This is a genomic window from Gemmatimonadota bacterium, from assembly GCA_026705765.1.
Taxonomy (GTDB): Bacteria; Latescibacterota; UBA2968; order UBA2968; family UBA2968; genus VXRD01.
Window position 1 is genome coordinate 196,005 of record JAPPAB010000104.1, and the last position, 10,616, is coordinate 206,620.

A 10,616-nucleotide genomic window follows, 5' to 3' on the forward strand; every position below is an offset into this window, starting at 1 on the left:
TCAAAATCCATTCGCAATCTCAACCAAACGCTCGCGGTGGGCCACCACCTTGGCAAATGCCTGTGCGGTCTGCTCCACCCACTCGGCAGCGGGCGAAACCGGCGTAGCGAGCCAAAAACTCCTGTCCTGCAACCGCTCGCTCACCGGCAAATTGCACACAGGCCGCCTCGCCTCCGAGGGTAAATCCGCCCACGGCCCGCCCAAACCATCGAACGAAAAATCGTTAAAAAGCGGCTCAAGGTGCATCGCACTATACCCCCACGCCGTCGTCTCTGCGACGTACACCCCTTCCGCAACCAGTGCTTTTATAATAATAGGAAGCGGAGCACCAAACAAATCGGGATCAACCGTTCCCGAGTAGAGCAACATGCCGCCTCGCTTCGCCCTGGGATATGTCTTTTGCGGAGCCACACCGGGAATTTCATTGAGCAGACTATCCATTCGCCCAAACCAGGCCATCCGCTTCTCATTTAGCCCCGGCAAGCGCTCCAACTGCGCGCGAGCCATCGCAATACCCAGAGGATTTGCGCGGTATTTGACGCCCAACCCCATATTGCGAAGCGCCTTAAAGCGATCCGTCTGCCACAGCGCGTCGCACCGACCGCACTGTCCCAGGGCCAGCATGCGATCGTAGAGATCATCGTCATTCGTAGTCGCAATACCCGCTTCTATCCCGGATACCGGCTTTTTTTCCTGAAGGCTAAAACACCCGATGTGCCCAATAGAGCCGACCATCTTATCGCCCCACATCGCCCCCGGGGCATGGGACGCATCCTCAATCAGCGCAATATCGGTCCCCTTTACAATATCTAAAAACGCATCCATATCTGCTGGATTGCCGTAAAGATGCGTCACCACAATCGCGCAGGTGCGGTGCGTAATCCGCTTCTTCACATCCTCGGGATCGGCACAAAACGTCTCTGGATCTACCTCGCAGAACACCGGCGTGGCATTGCAGTGCAAAATCGGCGTAATCGTCGCGTGCCACGTCGCAGAGGGCACAATCACCTCTTTCCCGGCGCATGCACCCGCGGCAAAAATCGCCGAGTGCAAAGTCGCGGTACCATTGCACATACAAAGCGCGTGTTTGGTTCCCACAAAAGTCCGATACTCTTCTTCGAACTTGTCGAGTTGCGCGTAAGCGTCATCTTTATTATCCAGAACCTGATTGACGTACTGCTTCTCCAAATCGCTCACATCTTGCCACGAATCATTCATCAAAGCGGTAACAGTTCTGGGACCACCGTCAATTGTCAGATCAGACATTTTCCGCTCCTCTCAATGGACGAGTTTATGCGATGTATCACAATATAGCGCAATTCAGTATTCATAAAATAAAAAATAAAAACCGATCACTAGAACTTCAGAGATCGGTTTTTTGCTATTATTATCAGGCCACTCGTCTTAAAATAGAATCGTCAACGTCTGTGTCCCGTTATCGTAAGTACTCTCAAATCGCGGCAAAGGTGCAGAAGCAGGTCCTCGCAAAACCGCTCCCGTCGTCCTGTCAAATCTCGCCCCATGACATGAACACCAGATTTGTGGATCGCGTTCCCCCGGCAAATCCACCTCACATGCCTCATGTGTACACACAGAACTCAAAACCACAAAATCTTCTTCAGCACGGCGAAAAATAATCACGGGTGCGCCGCCGTTTTGCCCTTCAAAAGCTTGTTTCACAGACCCTCCCACCTGTGCCAACGCAGGCGCACTACCCACATCAAATTGCACACTCACACCAGACGACTTCAACACATCATTCTCACATCCTGAAAACCATCCGGCACACATGCACCCCCCCACAAGCGCGAGGGCCTGTGTCAAAAACGCTCTTCTCTCCGTCTTATCATCCACTGATATGCCTCCTGTTATGCCACAAGCGCCTTGTAAAACGGCCTCAACAATTTGCGAAGTTGGGCGCGCGCCCGAAACAGACGCGATTTTACAGTACCCACTGAACATCCCTCAACACGGGCAATCTCCTGATACGACAGCCCATTCAACTCGCGCAGCACCAGCACAGACCGAAAAATGGGCGGCATCTGCGCCATCGCCTGTGTCAAAACATCGCGCAACTCGCCCTGCTCTACCGCGTAGTCCGTTCGCTCTGGACCTGAAAACAGGGCTTCATCGTCTGCTTGCCTGCACCACCATTCATCATCCATCTTGACATCGTATTTGCGCTGTTGCGACTTAATCCAATCCAGACAACAATTGATACTGATACGATACAACCAGGTTGAAAACAACGCCTGTCCTTTAAATCGATCAAGCGACTGAAACGCCTTAATAAACGCAATCTGTGCCAGATCATCGGCATCTTCCCTGTTACCCACCATACCGAACGCCGTATGAAAAACCCGCACATGGTGACGCCGCACCAATTCAGAAAACGCCTTTGTATGCCCCTTTTGAGCATACCCAACGAGCAATTTATCATCGCATGTTGACCAATTGGGCACAGAAAATCTCCCGCCTAAAACTCGATAGTCAAATCAAAAGATACACTTTGTCGCCTGTCGTAGTGATAAAATTCGTCATTTGAAAAATTGCGCGAGATACCATATCCAAATTCCGTTGTCACGCGCTGCGTTAAAGGCAACTCCAAAAACGCGTCAAAAAACGAGTACTCGTCCTGGCGCAACGCGCCCCCTTGCAAAATCGCGCCACTGACATCCCGTGCCAGATCGTCTTTATAAGACTGCTTTTCATACCCGCCTTCCAGAATAAACCGAACCTGTAAGGGCAATTGCTGGGTCAGCCGCGCAGTTATTTGATCGCCGCTATAATCGTAGCGATCCTTTAATATATCGTCATCGCCGTAAATTAGTGCATTAAATCGCGTGGGTGCATCATTTGCAGCCCGCAAATTGATGCGCCGCTGATAGCGCACCCGCAAGCCCGTATGATCTGCCAGAGATTGCGCCACCTGCAAACCCAAAACCACCTGTCCTTCAGCCCCCTCGCGCAACTTATAGCCCAAACCGAGATCGCCCCTCAATGTCGTGCGCGTGGGCAAAAAATGGTTAATCTGAAAAGACGCGTAATGATCGACATAACGCGACACATTCAAATTTGGATACGACCGCCAGTTGAGCCGATATCCCACCCGCTTCATCGTATTCTCGTCGCTATACCATTTACCCTGCACGTATCCCGCCAGCCCGGCATAATCATACACATCGTAAATAGAGCGATTCGCACGCGCAGCCAGCGAAAAACCCGCAAATATCCTATCGCGCGCACCGCTATTCAGATTGCGCGCAAAATCCACGCCCAACCGATTGGTGGCAAATGTCCTGTCGCCATTGTGACCAAACAAAAAGCCATCGCCCGAAAAAAAGAACCGCAAATATGAAGCATCCATCTCCACGGGTCGCATCACAGAAGCGGAAAGTTGCGTCACAAAAGCACTCGCTCCCCCATAAACACCATCCACATTGGTATCGTAAATCGTTCCCACAGTCACATCTGTAAGCACATCTGCATCTGCTGTTTTCAGTCCCAAAAGCAACACACAGGCAAAGATTGACAGTCGTTTCATACGCATTCCCTTTTATAGCGATGGGTTTATCAAACGGGGAAGGGCAGATACCCCTCCCCATGAACCTGTGAATTATCCCGAACTTGTGGATGGCGGTTTATGACCTCTGCCCCGGGGTCCACCCCGCCGCCCCTGCCCGCGCTTCCCGCCTCGCGAGCGTTCGGAACGTTCTACACCCCACTCCTCCAATTTCTCATCCACCGCCGCGCGAATGACTCGCCTGGATATATCCAACTCTTTCAAGCCTTCAATCAACGTCTTGAGTTCGGCTTCCTGCTCATCGGTTAACAGGGCCTCCAAACCGCGTTCGGGACGCTCAACACCCCACGCTTCCAACTTCGCATTCACCGCTGCACGAATATCTTCCCGCGACGTATCCGATGCCTTCAAGCCGTCGATCAACGTCTTGAGCTCTGCTTCCTGCTCATCGGTCAACACGGCTGCCAGTCCACGCTCGGGACGTTCAATACCCCATTCTTCAAGCTGATCATTCACAGCAGCGCGGATTTCGTCCCTGGATTTACCCTCTGCTCTCAGCCACTCAACCAGAACCCTGATCGCAACTTCCTGGTCCTCAGTCAACAGCGCATCCAAACCGCGTTCGGGACGTTCTACACCCCACGCTTCCAACTTCGCATCCACTGCCGCGCGAATATCTTCCCGCGACGTATCCGATTCCTTCAAGCCATCAATCAACGTCTTGAGCTCTGCTTCCTGCTCATCGGTAAGCAACTCTGCCAGACCGGGAGAAATGTCCGGGCGTCCGGAAAATTCAACACCCCATTCTTCCAATTTGGCCTTCACTGCCGCGCGAATATCTTCCCGCGACGTATCCGATTCCTTCAAGCCGTCAACCAGAGTCTTCAATTCTGCGCGTTGCTCTTTGGTCAGTTGCGAAGATGTGCCGCGTTGTCCCAACACACCCCTGCGCCCACGATGATACAACGTTCGCACATTATCATCAATACCATCGGCATTTTCATCCACAAATACAGGTCCTGCCGCCTCCGCATCCTGACCGCCCCACAGGGCACATGTCAGTGCCAGCGCGATGCTATATGTCATCCACTTTTTCATGGCCTTGCTCCTCACTGTTGAATTTCTGTGAACCGCTCTCAGGCATCGATCACATTTTGTCCGGCCGGAACCAAAATCCGATCTGTACCATCAATCTGCCGCACTTTGCGGCTACAGTATTTTAAACAAATCGCAGGTCACTTCGTTCCCATAAAAATTGTAATAAATTGTTAAAATTGTTATAGTTTGTACACATAAAAAAGGCCGACAACCCGCACTGCTAAGTCCTGGAATGTGGCTACACCTTCTCCACATCCATGCAGAAACGATCCCCGGTCTTGTATCCTTAGATCAGAAAATAGTCTCGCGCGTTCCATACAGAGTAAAAAAAATCGATCTATTATTATTGATTCCTTTTCCGCTTGCGATAGTGGAAGTATGGCATTAGGTTAAGCATCGATATTTCGAGAACAACACTGGAATGGGAAAGGAGCAGATGATGATTCGGTTGGGAACAATGACGAGTGTGTGTCCGGATTGGTCTATCGAGCAGGTCATCGATGGAATGCAGCGCCATGGATTCGAAGGATTGGAACCCCGCGCGGGATGGGGACACGCCTCGGGTTTTGAACTGGACATGTCTGCGGCTGACCGAGATGCAGCCCGGGCGAAAATGGAAGATGCCGGACTAAAAATATCCTGCGTAGCTACCGGGGCAAAATTTGCCGCAGAAGATCCAGCAGACCTGGACAAATCCATCGCCGAGGCCAACGCCGCAATAGATCTCGCGGCCGATCTGGGTGCCGGATTGATTCGCACATTTGGCGGCGCGCGCGGTAAAGGCGAAGTATTCTGGATGGTGAACCGCACCGCAGAAGCATACAAGCGCGTAATGGATCACGCGGCCGAACGCGGCGTCATTGTCATGATGGAAACACACGACGAATGGTGTGTCTCGACCCAGGTGCGCGCAGTGGTAGAAAAGGTAAATCACCCCAACCTTGGCGTCTTGTGGGACCTCATGCACACGCAGCGCTATATGGAGCGACCAGAAGAAACCATGCAGACAATTGGCGCAATGGCCAAACACCTGCACGCACACGACGGGCGTTATGACACCGAAAATGGAAAAATTGCCACAGTCGGTCTCGGGGAAGGCGACCTGGACTATGTCACGCCCTTAAAATTATTGCATGATGCCGGATTTGACGGCTTCTTTTCCGTGGAAGTAATCCACAAGCCCGGCAGCGATCACGATGCAGATGCAACCTTGAAAGCTTATGGCGATGGATTCAGAAAAATTGTCGCAAATTTTTAATTGGAGAATAGCATGGCAAAACAGAATGTAATCTTATTTGGAATCGACAGTTTGTGGTCGGATCACATGAGTTGTTATGGTTATAATCGGCTCACAACGCCGCACATCGACAAATTTGCCACACAGGGCGTCTTGTTCGAAAACACATTTAGCGCGCATATCCCCACCACACCGGCTTATGCGTCAATGCTCACGGGCATGGATTGTTTTTCGACTGATGTCGTGGCACTGCGCCACCGCGGCGGGTTGACAGAAGATGTCACCACCTTGCCCGAAATTTTAAGCGGAGAAGGCTATGAAACCGTGTGTGTGGGCTTTACGGGAAATCCGAGTTCTCGCGGCTTTGACGAATATGTGAACTTTAGAGCCTGGGGAAGTTGGGACGAACGTCCGCTGCGCAAAGCCGAATTGCTCAACGAAGTGACATTGCCCGAATTGGAACGCCTGGCTGCGGGCGACAAACCGTTTTTCCTATTTTTGCGACACATGGATCCGCACGCGCCCTATTTGCCGCCGCCACCGTACGATTCGATGTTCTACAGCAAAGACCCGTGCGACCCGTCCAAAACCACCATGGAACCGGTAAAAGCATTCAAGCCATTTCGAGATTTCCATTTGAGCTGGATGCCACCAGGCATTACCGACGCCGATTTTGTGGTGGCGCAATACGACGGTGAAATCGCCTATATGGACGCGTGTATCCAGCACCTGCTCACCCGTGTTGATGAACTGGGCCTGAGAGATAATACCCTCGTCGTAATCAACGGCGACCACGGCGAGACCCTCGACGAGCACGATTGTTATTTTGATCACCACGGGATGTATGAATGCACCTTGAAAGTACCCCTCGCAATGCGCCTGCCCGGGCAATTGCCCGAAGGCGTGCGCGTAAAGGGCTACAATCAGCACAAAGATCTGACACCGACGATCCTGGAACTCTTAGACATAAAAACAGACATCGCATTTGACGGACGCAGCTTGATTCCGATGATTGAGGGAAAACGCCACACGCACGAATCGGAATTTTATATCACCGAGTGTACATGGATGCGAAAACACGGCTGGCGCACCCCCGAGTGGAAGCTGATCGTGGCACTGGAACCCGACTTCCATTTTAAGCCCGAAGTGGAACTTTACAATCTGATTCAGGACCCGGGCGAAACCACGAATTTGGCAGATCAGGAACCCGAAATGGTCGCCCTGTTGCGCGGGCGAATGGAAGCCTATATTGCCAAACGCGAAAAAGAAGTGGGGCATACCAATCCCATGTACACAAACCTGAACTGGCACGGCCGCAAGAATTATGACGGACCTTTCAAATCCTCAGAAGATGCGTATAACAACATGCACATCGGCTCTGCCAGCCAGGCCGCGCGGTTGCAGGCGGGAAATAAAAAGGTGGAAGGGACGGTTGCCAAAAAGAAATAAGAGAAAGCATATGAGAATAATCACATTGGCATTGCAAAGTCTTCTGACGCTGTTGATGATAGCCAGTTGTTCCACCACTGGGAACATGCGGTCTCACTGGCCTGAATACCCCGTAAATCCATTCGTCATCCAATTGGACGTTCCCGGCCCTACGGATTCAGCTGGCGGCCTCATTGTCGCCGATCTGAATGGCGATGGACGCATGGATTACCTCGTCACCGTTCCCAATCATCTCACAGCTCACTCCCACGATGGCCGCAAACTCTGGGTAATCGAAACCGACCTCTGTGTAGGCGGCTCCTCAGAGCGCGTCGGCCTACCCGGTCATCACGGCCCAGGTGTTCAGGTTACAGACGTCGATGGCGATGAACAGGTCGAAGTGCTGTTCCTTACCCGGGATGGCACGCTCCACGTAATTGATGGCACGACAGGGCGCGAGCAGTGGACCGCAAAGCCGCCCATCCCCAAAGGCGCCCAACGCTGGGAGCACCTGGTCGTAGCCAATTTCCGTGGCGCGGGAGATCGAGATTTACTCCTCCAGGCCACCAATGCCAAAGGTTACCGCATGGGGCGCTTTCTGGCGGCCTATGCGCTGGCCGATCTCCGGCGCAGACATTTTGTCCCCCTGTGGGAACGCGACGATTTCGTTGCCTGCGCCCACAACGGCGCACGGCTGGCGGATCTGAATAGAGATGGACAAGACGAAGTGATCGGCGCTACGGTCGTCTCTGCCGATGGCAAAATTTTACTGCGGATTCCCCTAAAAGGTCACATCGACTCGATCTTCATCTACGACGTGCGGCCCGATATACCGGGCTTGGAAATCGTCGCCTTAGAAGAAGGGGGCGGCAATCGCATTTTCCTCTACAACCACGAACAACTCTTCTGGGAAACGCACTTTCGCCACCAGGAACCCCAGAATGCGGCGGTCGGCGAGTTCGACCTGGAGCGACCAGGCCTGGAGATATGGTGTCGGAGCCGCTATAACGAGCATCAGAAGCCTTTTGTTTTTGACGCGCAGGGAAAGAAAATCGCGGATTACCAGATGGACGATGTAGCACCCGAGGGCTGGACCACAAGAGGGGTCGAGGTCATCCACAAGATCGATTGGACGGGTGACCGAAAACAGCTTGCCGCAGCCAAAGAGCGCCATATCTCCGGGGATATTGGCATCTTCGATCCACTTAGCGGGCGCTTTCTCCACCGGTTTGAGGAAAAGGCCGACCGGCTCTATGTGGGCGATGTGGCTGGAGATTGGCGCGAAGAGCTGATCGTCTTGCACGGCAACCAACTCCACATCTACTTCAACGAGTCTGAGAATCGGGGTTCTGACCGTCAGCGCCTGTGGTCGCAAGACCACTACCGCCGCAGCAAGATGACCTGGAACTATTACAGCCCATAAGGTCAGGTAACAATGTCGATATTGGAGGGATATAACATGGCAATTGATACCATAACGTCCGAAGCTATTGAAGTAATAAATCCGACTGGAAGGCGCGTATTGCAACTGACGACGAATGCGCGGCGGTCGGTGCATGGGTATTACGATCTACCCCCGTGGTCTCCCGTAGATGAGCGCATTGCATTTAGCCGCATGGATGCACCCGATTCAAAGGTGGGCGATATTTGCGTCGTGGATGCCGATGGGGACAACTTGCACAAAGTAGCCGAATCCCGTGCGATGTCCGCCAATGGCGGCGCGCTGGCGCAATGGGCGTCGGATGGGTCGCGGATCTACTTTAAGGATCGGGACCGCGAAACCCGTTTGATCGGATGGGTCGATCCGGACACCGGCATATCGGGTACGCATCCCGGAGACCTGCGGATGATTTCACCTGCTGGACACCTGCATGCCTATCACACAATGCATGGGGATTACGCCGAAGACGACGTGCCAAAAATGAAGGATGTACACGGTGTCTTCGCGCAGGATTTAGAAACAGGGGAATCCAAACAACTCGCAACCCTCGCCGATTGTCTGGCACTCCATCCCCGCCGGGATGAAATTGCCGACTGGCATTTGTTTGTCAAGCACACCAAATGGTCGCCCGATGGCATTCGGATGATGTTTGTATTCACCAACGAAATCCATTTTGACCGCAAATACGGCGAACTTCCCAGAGTGAAAGATGTGTACGTCATCAATGCCGACGGCTCAAATCTCAAGCGCGTAGGAGAATTTGGCAACCACCCGCTGTGGCATCCCAATGGTCGAGAAATACTGACCAACAGCCCATTTGAAGGCTCACCGGGCAATAAACTGATATTGACCGATGTGGAAACCGGTGAAGAGCGTCTGGCTGTAACCTGCGCAAAGGGATCGGGACATCCCTCCTTTTCTCCAGACGGCAAATACATTGTCATAGATGTCGTGAACCACACGACAAAAGAAGCCAAATTCCTGCTTGTAGATGTCGAAACCGATACTATTGAAACACTATTGGAACTCCCGGTCTTCGACCACTCCCATGCCGGAACCCATCTGCACCCGGTATGGCGGCAAGATAGCTCGCAGATTCTATACGCCAGCGACGCATCTGAAATTTGCCAATTGTGCGTGATTGACGTGTGAAGGAGAACCCCATGTCCGTAAAATCCGTTTACATGATGACCGATTTGGAAGGTTCAGCCGGAGTAGATGACTGGGATCCGAGACACCGGGAAGATGCGACAACGGCAAAAGGCGTGTACGACCGCGCAGAGATGCAGCGATTATTGACAGGTGAAGTCAACGCCGCAGCCGAAGGACTATTTGCAGCGGGTGTAGAAGAGATAATCATCAATGACGCACATGGAGCGGGGCGCACCATCTTGTCAGAAGAATTGATCTCAGGCGTAAAACTCGTACAGGGTGTCAACCGCCCCTGCTGGCTGCCGGGATTATCCCCCAGATTTGACGCATTGATCCAACTGGGCATGCATGCGATGACTGGCACGCCCAACGGATGTCTCGCACATTCGATGAGCCGCAGGATGATCTATCGCGTCAATGGTGCCGAAGTCGGCGAGATGGAAATGGCGGCTTATTTGTGTGGCCATCTGGGGATTCCCTGGGTCTTTACATCGGGCGATTTGCACGCATGTACCGAATCCGAGCGCTGGGTCAATAACATTGTCACAGCACCTGTAAAAGAAGGCCTGGGCGAATTATGTGCGCTCCACATGGCACCAGTGGATGCCCGCGCCCTCATCAAGACCCGAGTACAAGAAGCAATGGAGATCGTCGAAAATATCGAACCTCTCGTCGCCGAACCCCCTGTGATCATGGAAGTAACGCGCCCTGACCCCGGTCGCCTTTCCGTACCAGAC

At 52.7% G+C, this 10,616-nt stretch carries 10 protein-coding genes; 5 read left to right on the plus strand and 5 right to left on the minus strand.

Annotation, left to right across the window (positions count from 1 at the left end):
- From OXH16_14695 to OXH16_14715, 5 genes are all read right to left on the minus strand, one after another.
- A complete protein-coding gene (locus tag OXH16_14695; GenBank protein ID MCY3682647.1) occupies positions 1 to 1,266 on the minus strand; it encodes a DegT/DnrJ/EryC1/StrS family aminotransferase in 1,266 nt (421 codons plus the stop codon).
- A 138-nt stretch (positions 1,267 to 1,404) separates the two neighbouring features.
- Positions 1,405 to 1,854, minus strand: a complete 450-nt coding sequence (locus OXH16_14700) for a Rieske (2Fe-2S) protein (GenBank protein MCY3682648.1) — start codon at positions 1,852 to 1,854, stop codon at positions 1,405 to 1,407.
- A gap of 14 nt (positions 1,855 to 1,868) precedes the next feature.
- Positions 1,869 to 2,462: a sigma-70 family RNA polymerase sigma factor gene (locus OXH16_14705; protein ID MCY3682649.1), complete on the minus strand. Its 594-nt coding sequence runs from the start codon at positions 2,460 to 2,462 to the stop codon at positions 1,869 to 1,871.
- A gap of 14 nt (positions 2,463 to 2,476) precedes the next feature.
- Complete coding sequence (locus tag OXH16_14710) at positions 2,477 to 3,544, minus strand: hypothetical protein (GenBank protein ID MCY3682650.1); 1,068 nt, start codon at positions 3,542 to 3,544, stop codon at positions 2,477 to 2,479.
- A gap of 72 nt (positions 3,545 to 3,616) precedes the next feature.
- The gene (locus OXH16_14715; protein MCY3682651.1) at positions 3,617 to 4,621 is read right to left on the minus strand and encodes a hypothetical protein; all 1,005 of its coding nucleotides are present in this window, start codon (positions 4,619 to 4,621) and stop codon (positions 3,617 to 3,619) included.
- 436 nt (positions 4,622 to 5,057) lie between these two features.
- On the opposite strand from OXH16_14715, the gene OXH16_14720 reads away from it, so the two are divergent.
- The 5 genes from OXH16_14720 to OXH16_14740 form a co-directional block, all read left to right on the plus strand.
- Positions 5,058 to 5,879 carry a sugar phosphate isomerase/epimerase gene (locus tag OXH16_14720; GenBank protein MCY3682652.1) on the plus strand — a complete coding sequence of 274 codons (822 nt, stop codon included), beginning with the start codon at positions 5,058 to 5,060 and terminating at the stop codon, positions 5,877 to 5,879.
- A 12-nt stretch (positions 5,880 to 5,891) separates the two neighbouring features.
- Entirely contained in the window at positions 5,892 to 7,307 is a 1,416-nt protein-coding gene (locus OXH16_14725; protein ID MCY3682653.1) for a sulfatase, read from the plus strand.
- Positions 7,308 to 7,317: 10 nt separating this feature from the next.
- Positions 7,318 to 8,709 (plus strand): hypothetical protein, encoded by a 1,392-nt coding sequence (locus OXH16_14730; GenBank protein ID MCY3682654.1) that lies wholly within the window; start codon positions 7,318 to 7,320, stop codon positions 8,707 to 8,709.
- Positions 8,710 to 8,745: 36 nt separating this feature from the next.
- Positions 8,746 to 9,879, plus strand: coding sequence for a hypothetical protein (locus OXH16_14735; GenBank protein MCY3682655.1), 1,134 nt, complete (start codon positions 8,746 to 8,748; stop codon positions 9,877 to 9,879).
- A gap of 11 nt (positions 9,880 to 9,890) precedes the next feature.
- Positions 9,891 to 10,616, plus strand: a 726-nt coding sequence (locus OXH16_14740; GenBank protein ID MCY3682656.1) for a M55 family metallopeptidase, incomplete at its 3' end; no start/stop codon positions are given.